This is a genomic window from Roseomonas sp. KE0001, from assembly GCF_016107285.1.
Lineage (GTDB): Bacteria > Pseudomonadota > Alphaproteobacteria > Acetobacterales > Acetobacteraceae > Pseudoroseomonas.
On record NZ_RCVQ01000003.1, the window covers coordinates 501,533 to 520,314 of the forward strand.

An 18,782-nucleotide genomic window follows, 5' to 3' on the forward strand; every position below is an offset into this window, starting at 1 on the left:
GCGCGGACCATTCCAGGGCACGAATCAGGCTGGCGATGGAAAGCGCTCCGGCTGCGGGCGGCCGGTGGTTGGCCGCGTTCGCTCCCCGTTCTATATCCAGGGCGTGCCCAGGCCAATCCCGCTTCCCCTCCGCCGCATTCTCCCGGTCCTGCTGACCCTTCCGCTCCTCGGCACGCCCGCCCAGGCGGCCTGTTCCGACGCGGCGGCGCCGGGGGTGGACTGGCGCCGCTGCCTGCAGGACGGCAAGGACCTGCGCGGCGCCGATCTCAGCGGGGCCGTGCTGCGCGACGCCAGCTTCGCCCGCGGCCGCCTGCAGGATGCCGTGCTGGACCGGGCGGAGGCGCCCGATGCCCGCTTCACCTCGGCCGAGATGAGCGGGGCGAGCCTGGCCGGGGCGGTGCTGCGCGGCGCCGACTTCACCCGCGCCGACCTGAGCCGCGCCGTCCTGCGCCAGGCCGACCTGCGCGGCGCCCGCTTCTTCCGCGCCGATCTCAGCGAGGCCGACCTGACCGGCGCCATCATCGCCGGCGCCGATCTCTCCACCGCCCGACTCGGCGGCGCCCTCTGGGTCGACGGGGAGACCCGTTGCGCCGCGGCCTCCGTGGGGTCCTGCCAGCGATGAGCGACGCCGGTTATCTGAGCCGCCTCAACCCCGAGCAGCGCGCCGCCGTCGAGACGGTGGATGGGCCGCTGCTGGTGCTCGCCGGCGCCGGCACCGGCAAGACCCGGGTGCTGACCACCCGCTTCGCGCATATCCTGATGACCCGCCGTGCCTTCCCCAACCAGGTGCTGGCCGTCACCTTCACCAACAAGGCGGCGCGGGAGATGCGCGAGCGTGTCGCCGCCATGCTGGGCCAGCCGGCCGAGGGCCTCTGGCTCGGCACCTTCCATGCCCTCTGCGCGCGCATGCTGCGCCGCCATGCCGGGCTGGTCGGGCTGGAGAGCAGCTTCACCATCCTCGACACCGACGACCAGATGCGTCTGCTCAAGCAGGTGATGGAGGCGGCCGGCATCGACCTCAAGCGCTGGCCGGCGCAGGGGATGATGGCCATCATCCAGCGCTGGAAGGATCGCGGGCTGATGCCGGCGCGCATCACCGCCGCCGAGGACACCGACTATGCCGGCGGCCGCGGCCGCGGCCTCTATGCCGCCTACCAGGAGCGGCTGCGCCAGCTCAACGCCTGCGACTTCGGCGACCTGCTGCTGCACGTCACGGAGATCCTGCGCACCCAGCCGGACGTGCTGGCCGACTACCACCGCCGCTTCCGCTACATCCTGGTCGACGAGTACCAGGATACCAATACGGTGCAGTACCTGTGGCTGCGGCTGCTGGCGCAGCGGGAGAACCCGGCCGAGCGCAACATCTGCTGCGTCGGCGACGACGACCAGTCGATCTATTCCTGGCGCGGCGCCGAGATCGAGAACATCCTCCGCTTCGAGAAGGATTTCCCCGGTGCCACCATCGTGCGCCTGGAATCCAACTACCGCTCCACCGCGCCGATCCTGGCCGCCGCCGCCGGGCTGATCGCCCGGAACAGCGGCCGCCTCGGCAAGACCCTGCGCCCGGGCCGCGACGACGCGGCGGGGGAGAAGGTGCGCGTCGTCTCGCTCTGGGATTCGGAGGAGGAGGCGCGGATGGTGGGCTCCCGCATCGAGGCGGCGCGGCGGGGCGGCCACGACCTCTCCGAGATCGCCATCCTGGTCCGCGCCGGCTTCCAGACCCGCGCCTTCGAGGAGCGGCTGATCACCCTCGGCATCCCCTACCGCGTCGTCGGCGGGCAGAAGTTCTATGAGCGCGCCGAGATCCGCGACGCCATGGCCTATCTACGGGTGCTGAGCCAGCCGGCCGACGACCTCGCCTTCGAGCGGATCGTCAACACGCCCAAGCGCGGCCTGGGCGACACGGCGCTGCGCGCCATGCATGACCTGGCCCGGGCGGAGGGGCGGCCCCTGGTGGTCGCCGCCTGGCGGCTGATCGAGACCGGGGCGCTGCGGCCCAAGCCGCGCCAGGCGCTGCGCGAGCTGCTGGAGGGCTTCGCCCGCTGGCGCGAGATGCTGCCGCGCGAGGGCCATGTGGTGGTCGCCGCCACCCTGCTCGACGAGAGCGGCTACACGGAGATGTGGAAGCAGGACAAGTCGCCGGAGGCGCCGGGGCGGCTCGACAACCTGAAGGAGCTGCTGCGCGCGCTCGGCGAGTTCGAGAGCCTGGCCGGCTTCCTGGAGCATGTCGCGCTGGTGATGGAGAATGACGAGCAGTCGGAGGATGGCCGGGTCAATCTGATGACCCTGCATGCCGCCAAGGGGCTGGAGTTCGACAGCGTCTTCCTGCCGGGCTGGGAGGAGGGGCTGTTCCCGCACCAGCGCGCGCTGGACGAGGGCGGCGACAAGGGGCTCGAGGAGGAGCGGCGCCTCGCCTATGTCGGCATCACCCGCGCCCGGCGGCACTGCGTCATCAGCCATGCCGCCAACCGGCGCATCTACGCCAACTGGACCAGCGCCATCCCGAGCCGCTTCCTCGACGAGCTGCCGCCCGACCAGATCGAGCAGGAGGGGGCCGCCGGCGGCGCCCGCGCCCGCATGGCCGCGCAGCCCTCGGCCTTCTCCGGCCAGTTCCCGCTGGTGGCGCGGCGCCCCCGCGTCATCGAGGCCGGCGCCTGGGAGGTGGCGGAGCGCCCGGCGCGCGCGGCGGCCATTCCGGCGGGGCAGCGGGTCTTCCACCAGAAATTCGGCTATGGCCGCGTGGTGGCGGCCGAGGACAACAAGCTCGATGTCGAGTTCGACAAGGCCGGCCGCAAGCGCGTGCTCGATACCTTCGTGGAAAAGGCCTGACCGTGAACCGTCACCCTCCGACGCTCGAGACCCTGACCCTGGACGGCCTGCCGGAGGAGGCGGTGCCGGCCTTCGAGGCGGCCCTGCAGACGGTCTGCCCCAGCGTCGGCTACTTCAAGGACGACGCCACCGACACCTGGCGGCTCGAGGCGGTGCGCGAGACGGGATCGGGGGATGACGAGCTGCTGCCGGCCCTGGTCCTGGCCGCGGCGCTCTCCGGCATCGAGCCGCCCGAACTGCAGCGCGCCCCGGTCGAGGCGGAGGGCTGGCTGGCGCGCACGCTGCAATCCTTCCCCGAGCAGGAGATCGGCGCCCGGGTGCTGATCCGGCCGACGCACCTGCCCAACCCGCCGACCTATGGCCGCATCGTGCTGCGGCTTGACGCCGGTCTGGCCTTCGGCTCCGGCGAGCACGGCTCGACGCGCGGCTGCCTGATCGGCTTCGAGCGCATGGCCCACCGTCGGCCGCGCCGCATCCTCGATCTCGGCACCGGCTCAGGCATCCTGGCCATGGCGGCGGCGAAGCGGCTGCGGCGGCCGGTGCTGGCCACCGATATCGAGCCCTGGAGCGTGCGGATCACCGAGGAGAACGCGCGGATGAACGGGCTGCGCAACCGGGTCCGCTCCCGCCTGGCCGATGGCTGGCGCCACCGGGCGGTGCGCGCCGGGCGGTATGACCTCGTCTTCGCCAATATCCTCGCCCGCCCGCTCTGCGCCATGGCGAAGAGCCTGTCGGACCATCTGGCGCCCGGCGGCACGGCGATCCTGGCCGGCCTGCTAGGCACGCAGGTGCGGATGGTGCTGGCGGCGCACCGCCGCGCCGGGATGGTGCTGGAGCGCCGCATCGACCAGGGCGCCTGGTCGGCCCTGGTGCTGCGTCGGCGCTGAATGCGAAACCGCCCCGCATCTGGGGGGATGCGGGGCGGCCTGGCTCGATCCGGCGGGGGGAGGGGGGGAGGAACCGGATCGTTGGTCTCTGCCCTGTCTAACGAAGGTCCGGCGGCGTGGTTGCGGGCCGGCTCCGGTTTTTCAGGACATATTCTCCGCTCAGGCGGCCAGGCGGTCCTGCGCCTGGGTGTTGGAATTGGCCGCCGGGCGGACGGTCATGGCGGGGGCCATCGCCGCCACCGGGGCCTCGCCGCGGCTCACAGCCTCGCCGCGCAGCACGCGGGGGATATCGGCGCGGGTCAGGCCGATATCGGCCAGCTCACGGTCGGTGAGGCTGGTCAGCTCGTCATGGGCGCGGCGGCGGGCCGGATAGTCGGCCACGGCGCGGAAGGCGGCGACCACGGCGTTGCGGATCCAGCTGCCGACCGCCTCGTCGCGCTTCTTCATGGCGGCGAGGGCAATGGCCTGGGCCTCGTTCAGCTTCATGGCGGGAAGCAGGGCGTCGGCGTCGAGCTGCGGCTTGGAGATGCGGGCGTTCATTGTCTAGCGTTCCGTCTCTTGCGCGGGGGCGGTCCGCGGGATCGGCTCCTGCCGTCAACCGCCCGCTCCAACTGCGTGGCCATGATGTAATATTGTGCGGGCGCGAAGAGGAGTGCTGGTGCTGAAGCTGAGATATGCGGTTCGCGCATCGATACGTGAGGAAACATGTTCTTAATGGGATGCTCATCAAAGTGAAACAAGCTGATCGCCTGGCCGCCCTCCGCGCCGAGCTCGCCCGCCTCGGGGTGGACGGTTTCCTGATCCCGCGGGGCGACGAATATCTGGGGGAATACGTGCCGCCCAGCGGCGAGCGGCTGGCCTGGATCAGCGGCTTCACCGGCAGCGCCGGGCTCGCGGTGGTGCTGCCGGATCGCGCGCTGCTCTTCACCGACGGGCGCTACACCACCCAGGCCCGGGCGCAGACCGATCCGTCGTGCTGGACTCTGCTGCACATCACCGAGCAGCCACCTCATGAATACCTGTCCAGCCATGCGCCTGACGCAAGGCTGGGTTATGATCCCTGGCTGCATCCGCAGGCGGCGGTGGAGCGTCTCGCCGCCGCCGGCCTCACCCTGGTGCCGCTGGCGGTCAATCCGCTGGACGCCATCTGGCGCGACCGCCCCGCGCCGCCGCGCGCCCCGGCGGTGCCGCAGCCGGCCGAGTATGCCGGGCAGGACGCGGCCTCGAAGCGGGCGGCGGCGGCGGAGCGGCTGCGCGAGGCGGGCGAGGATGCCGTGGTCCTGACCGACCCGCATTCGGTCGCGTGGCTGCTCAACATCCGCGGCGGCGACCTGGAGCACACGCCGCTGGCCCTGGGCTTCGCCCTGCTGCGCGCCGATGGCAGCGTCGACCTGTTCATGGAGCCGGCCAAGCTCGGCGAGCCGGTGCGCGCGCATCTCGGCAATGCCGTGACCTGCCTGCCGCCCGCCGCCCTGCCCGCGACGCTGGCCGGAATGGCCGGGCAGGTGGTGCGGATCGACCCCGACATCACCCCCGCCTGGTTCGCCGCCAGCCTGCGGGACGCCGGCGCCACGCTGCGGACGGGCGAGGACCCGGTGCGCCTGCCCCGCGCGCGCAAGAATCCGGTGGAGCAGCGGGGCAGCCGCGCGGCGCATCATCGCGACGCCCTGGCGCTCGCCCGCTTCCTGCACTGGTTCTCGGTGTCGGCGCCGCAGGGAGGGGAGACGGAGATGAGCGCCGCCGCCCGGCTCCTGGCCTTCCGCCGCGACCTGCCGCTGTTCCGCGCCGAGAGCTTTCCGGCCATTTCCGGCGCGGGCGAGAACGGCGCCATCGTGCATTACCGCGCGACCGAGGCGACCAACCGGCCGATCCACGCCAATGAGGCCTATCTGATCGACAGCGGTGGCCAGTTCACCGATGGCACCACGGATGTCACCCGCACCCTCTGGACCGGCCCCGGCACCCCGCCCGCCGATCTGGTCGAGCGCTACACGCGCGTGCTGAAGGGGCATATCGCCCTGGCCGGACTGCGCTTCCCGCAGGGCGTCGGCGGCGCGCATATCGACGCCGTGGCCCGCGCGCCCCTCTGGGCGGCGGGGCTCGACTTCGACCACGGCACCGGCCATGGCATCGGCAGCTTCCTCTCGGTGCATGAGGGGCCGGTCAGTATCAGCCGGGCGGCGAAGCCGGTGCCGATCGAGGCCGGGATGATCCTTTCAGACGAGCCGGGCTTTTATCTGCCGGGCGCCTATGGCATCCGCATCGAGAACCTGCTGCTGGTCCGGCCCGCGCCGGAGCGGCCGGGGCAGGTGAAGCCCTTCCTGGAGTTCGAGACCCTGACCCTCGCCCCCTATGAGCGCCGGCTGATCGATCCTGCCCTGCTGACGCCCGGGGAGCGGGCCTGGGTCGATGCCTATCATGCCCGCGTGCTGGCCGAGCTCGGCGGCGAGCTGGAGGCCCCCGTGGCGGAATGGCTGTCTTGGGCCTGCGCCACGCTCTGAAGGCCCGGCTGCGCCGCTTCCGCCGCCCCACCATCCCCGCCGCGCCGCCGGTGCGGCCGCTGGATCTGGCGGGGCGGCGGGTGCTGCTGGTCTATGGGCTGCTGGGGGAGGGCGCGGCGCGGCTGGCCCCCCTCGGCATGGACTACATGGGCACGCAGCTGCGCTGGCTGCTGGCGCAGGGCGCGGTGGCGCAGGTGGTCAAGCTGCCGACCACGGCGCCCATCGCCCCCAACGCCGCCCTGCTGGCCGAGGCGATCCTGGCCTCGCCCGCGCCCTGCCTGATCGTGGCGCACAGCAAGGGGGGGCTGGAGGCGCTGGCGGCGCTGCTCGATCCCGCCGTCGCGGCGCGCTGCACGGGGCTGCTGGCACTGCAGTCGCCCTTCTTCGGGTCGCCGGTGGCCGATGCCCTGCTGGCCCGGCCGCGGCTGCACCGCAGCCTGGCGGCGCTGGTGCGGGCGCTGCGCATGGGCGGTGGCGCCGGCCTGCCCGATCTTTCCACCCCCGGCCGCGCGGCCTGGATGCGCGAGCACGCGGCGCGGGTGGCCGAGATCACCGCCGCCATGCCGGTGCTCTGCGTCGCCGCCCGGCTCTCCGCCGGGATCACCGGGCCGGACCGGCGCTACCTGCCCATGGTGCGCTGGATGGAGCGGCAGGGGGCGGGGCCGAATGACGGGCTGGTCTCCGTCGCCTCCGCCCTGCTGCCTGGTGCCATGCACCGCGTGGTGACCGGCGGCCACCGCGTCTCGGTCTCGCAGGGCAGGGGGCGCGACCCCATCGGCATCCTGCGCCAGGGGCTCGGCCTGCTGCTCAGCCGGCGGATGGCGTCTCCGCTGCGTCCGGATGGGCCATCGCCCGCCACTCCGCCTCCGTCAGCGTCCTGACGCCGAGCTCCGCGGCCTTCTTCGCCTTCGAGCCGGCATCGGCGCCGATGATGACGAAGTCGGTCTTCTTCGAGACGCTCTTCGTCACCTTGGCGCCGAGCCGCTCGGCCACCGCCTCCGCCTCATCGCGCGAGGTGCGCTCCAGCGTGCCGGTGAAGACCACGACCTTGCCGGCGAAGGGGCTGTCGCCGCCGCCGAGGCTTTCCACCGGGGCGGGCGAGACCTCGCCGAGCAGGTCGTCCAGCGCGGCCATGTTGCGCGGCTCCTTGAAGAACTCGGCGAGCTCGCTGGCGATGGCGGGGCCGACGCCCTGGATCGAGCCCAGCTCCTCCCGCGCCTCGGAACCGATGACGGTCGCCTCCCGCATCCGGGCGCGCCAGTGATCGACGTCGTGGTAGTGCCGCGCCAGCAGCTTGGCGTTCTGCGCGCCGATGCGGCGGATGCCGAGGGCGAAGATGAAGCGCTCCAGGGCCGGGCGGCGGCGCTCCTCGATGGCGGCCAGCAGATTGGCCAGCTTCTTCGAATCCCGCTTCGACGCCTTGCCCCAGCCCTCCCATTGCCGGATCGCCGCGGCATGGTCCTTCAGGCGGAAGATGTCGGCCGGGCTCCTCACCAGCCCCGCCTCGTGCAGGGCGATGATGTTCTCCTCGCCCAGCCCCTCGATGTCGAGCGCGGTGCGGCCGACGAAGTGCTTCAGCCGCTCCACCGTCTGCGCCGGGCAGACCAGGCCGCCGGTGCAGCGGCGCACCACCTCGCCCTCCGGCCGCACGGCATGGCTGCCGCAGGCGGGGCAATGCGTCAGCGGCTGCCAGGGCGCGCTGTCCGCCGGCCGCCTCTCCGGCACGATGCCGACGATCTGCGGGATGACGTCCCCGGCGCGCTGCAGGATGACGGTGTCGCCCACCCGCACATCCTTGCGCGCGATCTCGTCCTCGTTGTGCAGCGTCGCGTGCTGCACCATGACGCCGCCGACATTGACCGGCTGCATCACCGCGCGCGGCGTCAGCGCCCCGGTGCGGCCGACCTGGATCTGGATCTCCAGCAGCACCGTCTCGGCCCGCTCGGCGGGGAACTTCCAGGCGATGGCCCAGCGCGGCGTGCGGCCGACGAAGCCGAGCCGGCTCTGCCAGTCCAGCCGGTCCAGCTTGTAGACGACGCCGTCGATGTCGTAGTCCAGCCCGGCGCGGCCCTCGGCCATGCGGGCCTGGAAGGCTTCCGCCGCCCGCTCGTCCGGCAGCAGCGCCGAGAGCGGGTTCACGCGGAAGCCCCAGCGCGTCAGCGCCCGCAGATAGTCCCAGTGCGTCTCCGCCACCGGGCTGCTGGAAGCGCCCTGGGCATAGGCGAAGAGCTTCAGCGGCCGCCGCGCCGTCACCTCCGGGTCGAGCTGCCGCAGCGAGCCGGCGGCGGCATTGCGCGGATTGGCGGGGATGCGGATCTCGGGCCCCACCTTCTCGCCCCGCTCGCGGCGCTGCTCCCGCTCCTCGGCCAGCCGCGCCTGCTCCTCGCGGAAGGCCAGGAAGTCGGCCTTGGTCATGAAGACCTCGCCGCGGATCTCGATCTGCTCCGGCGCCCCGGGGCCCAGGCTGCGGGGCAGCTCGGCCTCGGGCAGGGTCAGCAGGTTGCGGGTGATGTCCTCGCCCAGCGTGCCGTCGCCGCGCGTCGCGCCCCGCGTCAGCACCCCCTTCTCATAGGTCAGGTTGACCGAGAGCCCGTCGATCTTGGGCTCGCCCACGAAGCGCAGCACCTCGGCCTCGTCGAGCCGCAGGAAGCGGCGGACGGTCCTGGCGAACTCGGTGAAGTCGCCGGCGCCGAAGGCATTGTCCAGGCTCAGCATCGGCGTGCCGTGGCGGGCCTTGGCGAAGCCCGCGGCCGGGGCCGCCCCCGGCGCCGCCTCGCTCGGGCTGTCGGCGCGCTTCAGCGCCGGGAAGCGCGCCTCGATGGCGGCGTTGCGGCGGCGCAGCGCATCGTATTCGGCGTCCGTGATCTCGGGCGCGTCGTTCTGGTGGTAGGCGATGTCGGCGGCGGCGATCTCGGCGGCCAGCGCGGCCAGATCGGCGGCGGCCTGGGCCTCGGTGAGATCCTCGACGGCGATGGCGCGGGGCGACGGGGTCATGCTGCCCTGCTAACCCAGCCCGGCCCCGGCGGGAAGCCGGCGGGCGCGCCGAGGCCTCCGGCGCCCTTGCCGTCCGTCAGGCCGGCCCGCCCAGCAGCGAATCCGCCGCCGCCCGCGCCGCCTCCGTCACCGTCTCGCCGGCCAGCATCCGCGCCAGCTCCTCGCGCCGGGCGGCGACGTCCAGCGGTTCCACCCGCGTCTCGGCGCGGTCGGCGCGCACGCCCTTGGACACCCGCCAGTGCTGGTCGCCGCGCGCCGCCACCTGCGGGCTGTGCGTCACCACCAGCACCTGCAGCCGCTCGGCCACGCGGGCGAGGCGCTCGCCCACCGCCGCCGCCGTGGCGCCGCCGATGCCGCTGTCCACCTCGTCGAAGACCAGGGTCGGCACCGGCGAGCCGCGGGCCAGCACCACCTTCAGCGCCAGCATCAGCCGCGACAGCTCGCCGCCCGAGGCGATCTTCTCCAGCTGGCCCGGCTTCTGGCCCGGATTGGTGGTGACCAGGAAGGTGACGCGATCCTGCCCGTCGGCGGCCCAGGCGCGCTCCTCGCGCGGGGCCAGCTCGATATGCAGCCGGGCGCGGTCGAGCTTCAGCGGCGCCAGCTCCTGCGCCACGGCCTTCTCCAGCCGCCGGGCGGCGGCGGCGCGCGCGGCGGACAGCGCGCCGGCGGCCTCGGCATAGGCGGCGCGGGCGGCGCCGGCGGCGGCCTCCAGCGCGGCGGCGCGCTCCGCCCCGGCATCCAGCGCGGCCAGCCGGGCGCTGAGGTCCTGCAACAGGCCGGGCAGCTCCACCACGGCCACGGCATGCTTGCGGGCGGCGGCGCGCAGCGCGAAGAGCCGCTCCTCCACCTGCTCGAGCCGGCGCGGATCGGGGCCGAGATCGGCGCCCAGCCGCTCCAGCAGGGCCTCCGCCTCGGCCAGCGCGTCCTGCGCCTGGCCGATGGCCGCCAGCACCGGCGCCGCCTCCTCGTTGGGCGGCGGCAGGCGCTCCAGGGCGCGCGCGGCGTTGCGCAGCGCCGCGGCCGGGCCGGTGCCGCCGCGCCGGTCGCGCGGCTGCAACTCCGAGAGGGCGGAGGAGACCGCCTCGGCCCGGCGCTCGCCCTGCTGCATGGCCTGGCGCTCATCGGCCAGGACATCCTCCTCGCCTTCGACCGGGGCCAGGCCCGACAGCTCCTCCACGGCGTGGCGCAGCCATTCCTCGTCGCGCTGCGCCTGGGCGATGGCCTCGCGCGCCTCGGCCAGCACCCGCTCGGCGCCGCGCCAGGCGCGCCAGGCGGCGCCGACCGCCTCGCGCCGGCCCTCCAGCCCGCCGAAGGCATCGAGCAGGCCGGCATGGGTGGCCGGATCGGCGAGGCCCACCTGATCGTGCTGGCCCTGCACCTCGACCAGCAGGGCGCCGAGCCGGCGCAGCAGGCCGACGCCGACCGGCTCGTCGTTGACGAAGGCGCGCGAGCGGCCATCGGCCTGCACCACGCGGCGCAGCACCAGATCCTCCTCCGCCTCGATGCCCTGCTCGGCGAGCAGGAGCTGGGCCGGGTGCTCGGCGGCGAGATGGAAGCAGGCGGCGACGGAGGCGTGCGGCTGGCCGGCGCGCACCATGCCGGCCTCGGCGCGCTGGCCCAGGGCGAGGCCCAGGCTGTCGAGCAGGATGGACTTGCCGGCGCCGGTCTCGCCGGTCAGCACGGTCAGGCCGGCACCGAGCGACAGGTCGAGTCGCTCGATCAGCACCACATCACGGATGGCGAGGGAGGTCAGCATGGGCCGCCCCGGCAACGCGGCTCAGAAGACAGAGTTCCAGGCGCGGCTCAGCAGGCCCGGACGCTCGGCATCCGCCGCGGGGGCGCCTTCCACCAGGAGGGCGTAGGAATCCTGGTACCAGCGGCTGCCGGGGTAGTTGTGGCCGAGCACGCTGGCGGTCTTGCGCGCCTCGTCGGTCAGGCCGAGGGAGAGGTAGATCTCGGTCAGCCGGTGCAGCGCCTCGGGCACGTGGTTGGTGGTCTGGAACTCGTCCACCACGCGGCGGAAGCGGCCGATGGCCGCCGCGTAGAGCCCGCGCGACTGGTAGAAGCGGCCGATGTTCATCTCGCGCCCGGCCAGATGGTCACGCGCCAGATCCATCTTGAGCCGCGCGTCGCGGGCATAGGCGGTGTCGGGGAAGCGGTTCACCACCTCCTGCAACTGGGCCAGGGCGGTCTCGGTGGTCTGCTGGTCGCGCTGCGCGTCGACGATCTGTTCGTAGTAGCAGAGCGAGCGCAGGTAGTAGGCATAGGCGATGTCGCGATGCGCGGGGTGGAGCTGGATGAAGCGGTCCAGCGCGCCGATCGCCTCGGTGTAGCGGTTGCGCATGTAGTCGGAATAGGCCGACATCAGCCGCGCGCTGGTGGACCAGGTGGAATAGGGGTGTTCCCGCTCCACCGCGTCGAAGAATTCCTGGGCCTGCTGGTAGCGCTCCTGCCGCAGCGCGTCGATGCCGGCGGCATAGAGGGCCTCCGGCGTTTCCGCGGCGAGATTGGCACGGGCCTGCAGCGAGGAGCTGCGGCCGTCCCAGGAGCTGCACCCGACCGCGAGGAGCGGCGTGGCCAGCAGGAGAGAGAGGCGGAGGGTCCGGTTCAGGCGGCTGCGCATGGCGCTCGCTCCATACCACGCCTGCCCGATGAAGGCGATGGGGGGCAGGTCGGTGGCCGCCCTCAGGCCGCCACCGGCTCCGCGTAGGACGGCGCCAGGGCGCCATCCTGCTGCCAGCGCCAGGCCTGCTCGTCGGCGAAGAGGGCGCGCAGCAGGCGGTTGTTCAGCGCATGGCCGGAGCGGCTGCCGGAGAAGCGGCCGGACAGCGGCGCGCCCGCCAGGGCCAGATCGCCCACCACGTCCAGCAGCTTGTGCCGCACGCATTCATCGGCATGGCGCAGGCCGCCCGGGTTCAGCACCAGCGGCCCGTCCACCACCACGGCATTGGCGAGGCTGCCGCCCTGGGCCAGGCCGGCGGCCCGCAGGCGGGCGACATCCTCGGCCAGGGTGAAGGTGCGGGCATCGGCCAGAAGCTGGCGGAAGCTCGACTCGGTCACGCGCAGGGAGAGGCTCTGGCGGCCGATGGCGGTGGAGGGAAAGTCGATCTCAAGGGCGGCCTCGAAACCGGGGGTGGCGGAGGGCTCGAGCATGGCCCAGGCGGCGCCGGGGCCCTCGCCCTCCTGCACGCGGATGGTCTTGAGCACCTCGATGCCATGGCGGGGCATCAGGCTGGTCACGGTGCCGGCGCAGTCGATCAGGAAGACGAAGGGCGCGGCGGAACCGTCGAGGATCGGCACCTCCGGCCCGTCCACCTCGATCACGGCATCGTCGATGCCGCAGGCGGAGAGGGCGGCCATGACATGCTCGATGGTGCCGATGCGCGCATGCGGCTGGCCGGGCAGGGCGATGGCGGTGCAGAGGCGGGTGTCGAAGACGAGGTCGTAGCGCGCCGGGATCTCGAGGCCGAGATCGGTGCGGCGGAAGACGATGCCTTCGCCGGCCGCGGCCGGGTGCAGCGTCATCGAGGCGCGACGTCCGGAGTGCAGGCCAATGCCGACGCAGCCGATGGACGCCTTGAGCGTCCTGCGCCGTCCCATGCCTGCCACGAAGAATCCGTCCATCACTGCCTCTGGGTCACTCGGTCGATACAAGGGTCACGAAGGGGTCACTGGTCACGTCGGGCAAGCCCGAGAAGCTGCCTGCCTGAGTGTCTAGATGGCACCGGGACGCGTCACGGGCGAATAAACCCTTGTTTCCGTATATTTCTGTCGAGGTTACGCAGGGAAGCTTTTGTTTCTAATCGGTTTTTGCGATGCAAAAAGAGCCCCGCATCCAGGATGCGAGGCCCTCTTGTTACGTCAGGAACGGTCAGGCTGGCGCCTGTCCGTCGCGCCGGCGTCAGTTGCTCTGGCGACGAAGGAAGGTCGGGATGTCGAGCCCCATCTCCTCGGCCGGCTGGGCGGCGCGCGGCGCGGCAGGCTGCGGCGCCTGCGGCTGGGGCGCCATCGGCTGCGGGGCGACCGGGCGGGGCGCAGGCGGCACTTCGGCATCCCCAACCAGGTTGCGGCGCATCAGCCCGGTGGCCTTGCGGAAGAGATTGAAGCCGCCACCCGCCGGCGGAGCCGAGACCGGCGTCGGCGCCATGCGCGGCTGCATCGCGCGGCCCTGCTCCGGCTGACCCACGGCGGCCGGCATCTCCTCGGGCGAGGGGGCCTCGACCGGCACCGCCGGGGCCTCATAGGCCGTCGGCTGCGGCGCCACGGCGGGGGTCACGGTCGCCGGTGTCGCCATGCCGGCCGGGCGGCGCGGCGCGCCGAAGGTGGGCGCGGCCTGCAGCGGCGCGCCGGGCGGGCCGACGCGGACCGGCGCGGCCGCCTGCGGCATGGCCGGGCGCGGCGCGGTCGGCGCCCCGATCACACCGCGCGAGACCGGCGGCACCGTGGCGGTGCCGACCGCGGCGACCGGCGCGCCGCCGCCGATGGCGACGACCTTCACCGGCTTCTCCGCCGCAACGTCCTTCACCGCATCGATGCCGGTGGCGACGACGGAGACCCGCAGGCGGCCATTCATCTCCTCGTCGACGGAGGAGCCGAAGATGATGTTCGCTTCCTCGTCCACCTCGCGGCGGATGCGGTTCGCGGCCTCGTCGACCTCGAACAGCGTCATGTCGTAGCCGCCGGTGATGTTGATCAGCACGCCGCGCGCGCCGAGCATCGAGGTGTCCTCGAGCAGCGGGTTGCTGATGGCGGCCTCGGCGGCCTTCACCGCCCGGTCCTCGCCCTCGGCCTCGCCGGTGCCCATCATCGCCTTGCCCATCTCCGCCATGACGGTGCGGATATCGGCGAAATCGAGATTCACCAGGCCGGGATTGACCATCAGGTCGGTGACGCCGCGCACGCCCATGTGCAGCACGTCGTCGGCCATCTTGAAGGCCTCGGCGAAGGTCGTGCGCTCATTCGCCTTGCGGAAGAGATTCTGGTTCGGGATGACGATCAGCGTGTCGACATAGGTCTGCAGTTCGTCGAGCCCCGCCTCCGCCGCGCGCCGCCGCTTCGGTCCCTCGAAGTCGAAGGGCCGGGTCACGACGCCGACCGTCAGGATGCCACGCTCGCGCGCCATGCGCGCGATGACCGGCGCCGCGCCGGTGCCCGTGCCGCCGCCCATGCCGGCGGTGATGAAGACCATGTGCATGCCTTCGAGATGGCGCGCCAGATCCTCCGTCGCCTCTTCCGCCGCCGCGCGGCCGATCTCCGGCTTGGCACCGGCGCCCAGGCCCTGGGTCAGGTGCGGGCCGAGCTGCACGCGGCGCTCGGCGCGGCTGTTCACCAGCGCCTGCGCGTCCGTGTTGGCCACGAGGAACTCGACGCCGTCGAGACCCATCGCGATCATGTTGTTCACGGCGTTGCAGCCGGCACCGCCGACACCGACGACGGTGATGCGCGGACTGAAGTCCGTGTGCTGCTGGCGCGGGATCGTCAGGTTCAGCGTCATTGCAGCGAATCTCCTCGGGTAGCGGGCGTGTGGCGTGACGGATGAAGCGAATCGTGACCGCGTACAGATTGCATCAGACGCGCTCGCGAAGCCAGTTGACGAGACGAATAAATCGACCGTTTCCACGCTCGGGACCGGGGTCGATATCCAGGAGCGGACGGCCCTCTCCGGTGCCCCATGCGACTAGTCCCAAAGTTGTGGCAAAGTCGGGTCCTTGCGCGGATTCTGGAACGCCGCGCATCGGTTGCGGCCGCCCGATGCGCACCGGGCGATCCAGGATTCTCGCCGCCATCTCGCGCACGCCGACCAGCTGACTCGCGCCGCCGGTGAGAACGACGCGCGAACCGGCGTCGCGGCCGAGCGCGGCGGCGTCGAGACGGTCGCGCACCAGCTCCAGCGTCTCCTCGATTCGCGGGCGGATGATGCTGCCGAGCTGGCTGCGCGGGATCTGCACCAGATGATCCTCGTCCTCGCCGACGCGCGAGACGCCGATCATCGCCTTGGCGTCGTCGGCGCTGTCGAGCGCGCTGCCCTCCAGGATCTTGATGCGCTCGGCATGCGCGATGGGCGTCGCCAGACCGCGGGCGATGTCGTTGGTCACCTGCCAGCCACCGACCGGGATCTGCGCGGTGTGCAGCAGATGACCCTCGCCATAGACGGCGAGGCTGGTGGTGCCGCCGCCCATGTCCACCACGGTCGCGCCCAGCTGACGCTCATCCTCCACCAGGACAGAAAGAGCGGATGCGAAGGGCGCCGAAACAAGCTCCTCCACCTCCAGGTCGCAACCGGCGAGGCAGACGCCAAGATTGCGCAGCGAGGCGGAGGCCGCGTCGACAAGGTGCAATTGCGCGGCCAGCGTCTCGCACACCATGCCGCGCGGATCCTCGACGCCGGGCGTGGCGTCGATGGTGAAGCCGAGTGTGGTGGCGTGCACCGTCTCGCGCCCCTCATCGGCGGCGCGGCGGCGGCCCTCGCCCAGCACGGCGCGCAGATCCGCCTCGGTCACGGCGCGGCCGCCGATCGGCCATTGAATGCTCATCAGCCGCGAACTCGGCTGGCCGCAGGAGAGGTTGACGATGGCGCCGGACAGCTTGATCTCCGCCGCCTCCTCGGCCTGGGCGACCGCGGCGCGGATGCAGAGCTCGGCTTCCTGCAGATCGACGATGTTGCCGCCCTTGATGCCGCGCGCGCGCTGCCATCCGCAGCCCAGGACGCGGGCATGGCCGTCGCCTTCGACGCGGGCGATCAGGCAGACGATCTTGCTGCTGCCGATATCGATCACGCCATAGGGGCCGCCGCGCGCGCGGCGCCGCTTGGGCGGCGGGGCGGGCGGCTCGCCCGGGCCGATGATGCGGGCCATCCGGCTCATCCGCGTCCGCTCCTTCGCCCCTTGGGCGGTTCGGCGATCGGTTCGGGCTGCGGGTTCTGCCGCACGACGAGCCGGTCGGGCAGGCGCATGTCGATGGCGACCAGCGGCCGGTCCATCAGCGCGCTGCTCCGCTGCAACTCGCCGAGGCGGTGGATCGCGGCGGCCTCGTGGGATTCCGGCAGCAGCACGTCGGTGCCGTTGTGCAGCCTGAGGTTCCAGCGCCGCTCGCTGACCAGCACCAGCGCCTGGGTGCGGCGGCGCACCTCGGGCTCGGTGGAGAGCGCGTCGTAGAGCGCCGCGCCGCGGTGGTGCGCGCCCTCGCCGACCAGCAGCGGCAGCGGGCCGAAGGCATCCAGCGTGTCGGCCGAGACCACGCGGCCGTCACGGTCGACCACGGCGAACTCGCCCTGGTGCTGCCAGATCGCGAAGGGCCGGCGCTCATGGATCTCGATGACGATGCTGCCGTTGAGCAGGCGCTGCACCTCGGCGCTCTCGATCCAGGCGATGCTCTCCAGCCGGGCCTTGGCCTGCTCGGGCGAGAAGCCCAGCAGCGGATCGCCGACGCGCGTGCCGATGGCGGCGCGGATCAGCTCGCGCGGCGTGTTCTGCTGGCCGCGCACGATGATCTCGCCCACCACCATGCCGGCCCCGCCGGTGGCCTCGGCCAGGTTCTCGGACAGCCAGGAGAAGCGCCCGGCGGGGTCCAGGGCCGAGACCAGCACGGCCCCGCCGCCCAGCAGCCCGAGGCCGAGCGCGACGTAGAACGCCGGCCGCAGCATCGGCCGGCGGCGGCGCAGCCAGAGGCGCACGCCGCTCGGCCGCCGCGACGTCGCCTGGGCGCGGCCCTCCGCCGCCAGCCGGGCGCGGTCCTCGGTGCGCAGGCGGGTCGGGCTATGGGCCATGGCGCGCCTCCCGCACCAGCCAGGCGCAGAGCTCGGGGAAGCTGATGCCGCAATGCGCCGCCTGCTCCGGCACCAGGCTGGTCGGCGTCATGCCCGGCTGGGTGTTCACCTCGAGCAGGACCAGCCGGCCGGTGGCATCGTCGTAGCGGAAGTCGGAGCGGCTGATGCCGCGGCAGCCCAGCGCCTCATGGGCGCGGAGCGCGACCGACTTCGCCGCCGTGGCGATGGCGTCCGGCACCTCGGCGGGGATGCGGTGGCGGCTGCCGCCCTCGGCATACTTGGCGTCGTAGTCGTAGAAGACACGGCCGGTGTCGATCTCGGTGACGGCCAGCGCGCGGCCGCCCATGACGGCGACGGTCAGCTCGCGGCCGGGGATGTATTCCTCGACCATGATGGCCGGGCCGAAGCGCCAGCCGCGCGCGATCTCGGCGCGGCGGTTGTCGCCCTCGCGCAGGATGTGCACGCCGACCGAGGAGCCCTCGTTCACCGGCTTCGCGACATAGGGGCGCGGCATCGGATCGGCCGATTCCAGCTCGGCCGGCGTCACCACGCGGTGTTCGGCCAGCGGCAGCCCGTGCGCGGCGAAGACCGCCTTGGACGCCGCCTTGTCCATGGCGACCGACGAGGCGCGCACGCCGGAATGCGTGTAGGGCAGGCCGAGCCAGTCCAGCACCCCCTGCACGCAGCCATCCTCGCCGAAGCGCCCGTGCAGCGCGTTGAACACCGCGTCGGGCCGCGCCGCCTGCAGCGCCGCGATCAGGCCCGGCAGGTCCCGCGTCACCTCGATGGGCGTGACGGCGAAGCCCGCCTCGCGCAGCGCCGCGACCACCTGCGCCCCCGTCGAGAGCGAAACCTCGCGCTCCGCCGAGATGCCGCCGAACAGAACGGCGATGTGGTTCATGCCGAGACCTCCCCGATGCGGCGGATCTCCCAGTCCAGCGCCATGCCGGACCGCGCGGCGACGCGCGCGCGCACCTCTTCGCCGAGATCCTCAAGATCGGCGGCCGTGGCGGCACCGAGGTTGAGCAGGAAATTGCAATGCTTCTCCGAAACCTGGGCATCGCCCCGCCGCAGCCCGCGGCAGCCGGCGGCGTCGATCAGCGCCCAGGCCTTGTGCCCCTCGGGGTTCTTGAAGGTCGAGCCGCCGGTGCGCGCGCGGACCGGCTGCGCCGCCTCGCGCGCCGCGCGGATCTCGTGCATCCGCGCGGCGATGGCGCCGGCCTCTCCCGGCGCGGCGCGGAACCGGGCGCGGGTGACGATGCCGCCCTCGGGCAGGACGGCCCGGCGATAGGCGAAACCGAGCTCGGCGGCGGTGAGGCGCAGCAGGCCGGAGGGTGTCGCGACCTCGGCCCAGTCCAGCACGTCCTTCACCTCCGCGCCGTAGGCGCCGGCGTTCATCGCCACCGCGCCGCCGATGGTGCCCGGAATGCCGCAAAGGAATTCGAGGCCGGCGAGGCCCGCCGCCGCGGCATGCTCGGCCACGGTCACGTCCAGCGCGGCGGCGCCGGCGACGAGGCCGTCCGCCTCGACGGCGACCTCCGAGAAGCCGCGCGCCAGCTTGACGACGATGCCGCGCACGCCGCCGTCGCGCACCAGGAGGTTGGAGGCGGCGCCGATCGCCGTGACCGGGCAATCCCGCGGGCGGTCGCGCAGCAGCAGCAGAAGGTCCTCCGCGTCGGCGGGGCGGACCAGCCATTGCGCCGGGCCGCCGGTGCGGAACCACGTCAGCGGCGCGAGCGGCGCCGCCTCCTGCACGCGGCCGCGCAGCGGCGGCAGGGCGGGGAGGGTGTCCTGCGGCATGGCGCG

General features: G+C 73.0%; 15 protein-coding genes. 5 read left to right on the plus strand and 10 right to left on the minus strand.

Annotated elements, in window-relative coordinates; genetic code table 11:
• Positions 1-103: 103 nt before the first annotated feature.
• Genes D9598_RS08920 through D9598_RS08930 form a run of 3 tightly spaced genes read left to right on the plus strand, consistent with a single transcriptional unit; the run spans position 104 to position 3,716 of the window.
• On the plus strand, positions 104-622 hold the full coding sequence (locus tag D9598_RS08920) for a pentapeptide repeat-containing protein (RefSeq protein WP_370591971.1): 519 nt from the start codon (positions 104-106) through the stop codon (positions 620-622).
• The gene (locus tag D9598_RS08925; protein WP_198366091.1) at positions 619-2,829 is read left to right on the plus strand and encodes an ATP-dependent helicase; all 2,211 of its coding nucleotides are present in this window, start codon (positions 619-621) and stop codon (positions 2,827-2,829) included. Before D9598_RS08920 ends, D9598_RS08925 begins: the two co-directional genes overlap by 4 nt.
• Entirely contained in the window at positions 2,826-3,716 is an 891-nt protein-coding gene (locus tag D9598_RS08930; RefSeq protein ID WP_198366198.1) for a 50S ribosomal protein L11 methyltransferase, read from the plus strand. The genes D9598_RS08925 and D9598_RS08930 overlap by 4 nt, the downstream gene beginning before the upstream one ends.
• A 159-nt stretch (positions 3,717-3,875) precedes the next feature.
• On the opposite strand, the gene D9598_RS08935 is transcribed toward D9598_RS08930, so the two are convergent.
• Positions 3,876-4,256: a DUF1127 domain-containing protein gene (locus D9598_RS08935; RefSeq protein WP_198366092.1), complete on the minus strand. Its 381-nt coding sequence runs from the start codon at positions 4,254-4,256 to the stop codon at positions 3,876-3,878.
• 179 nt (positions 4,257-4,435) lie between these two features.
• Between D9598_RS08935 and D9598_RS08940 the strand changes: the two genes are divergently transcribed.
• Positions 4,436-6,217 carry an aminopeptidase P family protein gene (locus D9598_RS08940; protein ID WP_198366093.1) on the plus strand — a complete coding sequence of 594 codons (1,782 nt, stop codon included), beginning with the start codon at positions 4,436-4,438 and terminating at the stop codon, positions 6,215-6,217.
• Positions 6,187-7,098, plus strand: a complete 912-nt coding sequence (locus D9598_RS08945) for a hypothetical protein (protein WP_198366094.1) — start codon at positions 6,187-6,189, stop codon at positions 7,096-7,098. The genes D9598_RS08940 and D9598_RS08945 overlap by 31 nt, the downstream gene beginning before the upstream one ends.
• Here D9598_RS08945 and ligA read toward each other — a convergent pair.
• From ligA to murB, 9 genes are all read right to left on the minus strand, one after another.
• The gene (ligA, locus tag D9598_RS08950; RefSeq protein ID WP_198366095.1) at positions 7,025-9,211 is read right to left on the minus strand and encodes an NAD-dependent DNA ligase LigA; all 2,187 of its coding nucleotides are present in this window, start codon (positions 9,209-9,211) and stop codon (positions 7,025-7,027) included. The two genes, D9598_RS08945 and ligA, sit on opposite strands and share 74 nt — an antisense overlap.
• A 76-nt stretch (positions 9,212-9,287) precedes the next feature.
• Complete coding sequence (recN, locus tag D9598_RS08955) at positions 9,288-10,967, minus strand: DNA repair protein RecN (RefSeq protein WP_198366096.1); 1,680 nt, start codon at positions 10,965-10,967, stop codon at positions 9,288-9,290.
• 21 nt (positions 10,968-10,988) lie between these two features.
• Positions 10,989-11,834, minus strand: a complete 846-nt coding sequence (locus D9598_RS08960) for an outer membrane protein assembly factor BamD (RefSeq protein WP_198366097.1) — start codon at positions 11,832-11,834, stop codon at positions 10,989-10,991.
• Positions 11,835-11,896: 62 nt separating this feature from the next.
• Positions 11,897-12,835 carry a UDP-3-O-acyl-N-acetylglucosamine deacetylase gene (lpxC, locus tag D9598_RS08965; protein WP_198366098.1) on the minus strand — a complete coding sequence of 313 codons (939 nt, stop codon included), beginning with the start codon at positions 12,833-12,835 and terminating at the stop codon, positions 11,897-11,899.
• A 277-nt stretch (positions 12,836-13,112) separates the two neighbouring features.
• Positions 13,113-14,705: a cell division protein FtsZ gene (gene ftsZ, locus D9598_RS08970; RefSeq protein ID WP_198366099.1), complete on the minus strand. Its 1,593-nt coding sequence runs from the start codon at positions 14,703-14,705 to the stop codon at positions 13,113-13,115.
• Between the two features lie 73 nt (positions 14,706-14,778).
• Positions 14,779-16,074 carry a cell division protein FtsA gene (ftsA, locus tag D9598_RS08975; protein WP_198366100.1) on the minus strand — a complete coding sequence of 432 codons (1,296 nt, stop codon included), beginning with the start codon at positions 16,072-16,074 and terminating at the stop codon, positions 14,779-14,781.
• Complete coding sequence (locus D9598_RS08980; protein ID WP_232477034.1) at positions 16,071-16,976, minus strand: cell division protein FtsQ/DivIB; 906 nt, start codon at positions 16,974-16,976, stop codon at positions 16,071-16,073. Before D9598_RS08980 ends, ftsA begins: the two co-directional genes overlap by 4 nt.
• Positions 16,966-17,877 carry a D-alanine--D-alanine ligase gene (locus D9598_RS08985; protein ID WP_198366101.1) on the minus strand — a complete coding sequence of 304 codons (912 nt, stop codon included), beginning with the start codon at positions 17,875-17,877 and terminating at the stop codon, positions 16,966-16,968. The genes D9598_RS08980 and D9598_RS08985 overlap by 11 nt, the downstream gene beginning before the upstream one ends.
• A complete protein-coding gene (gene murB / locus D9598_RS08990) occupies positions 17,874-18,776 on the minus strand; it encodes a UDP-N-acetylmuramate dehydrogenase (protein ID WP_198366200.1) in 903 nt (300 codons plus the stop codon). The genes D9598_RS08985 and murB overlap by 4 nt, the downstream gene beginning before the upstream one ends.
• Between the last annotated feature and the right edge of the window lie 6 nt (positions 18,777-18,782).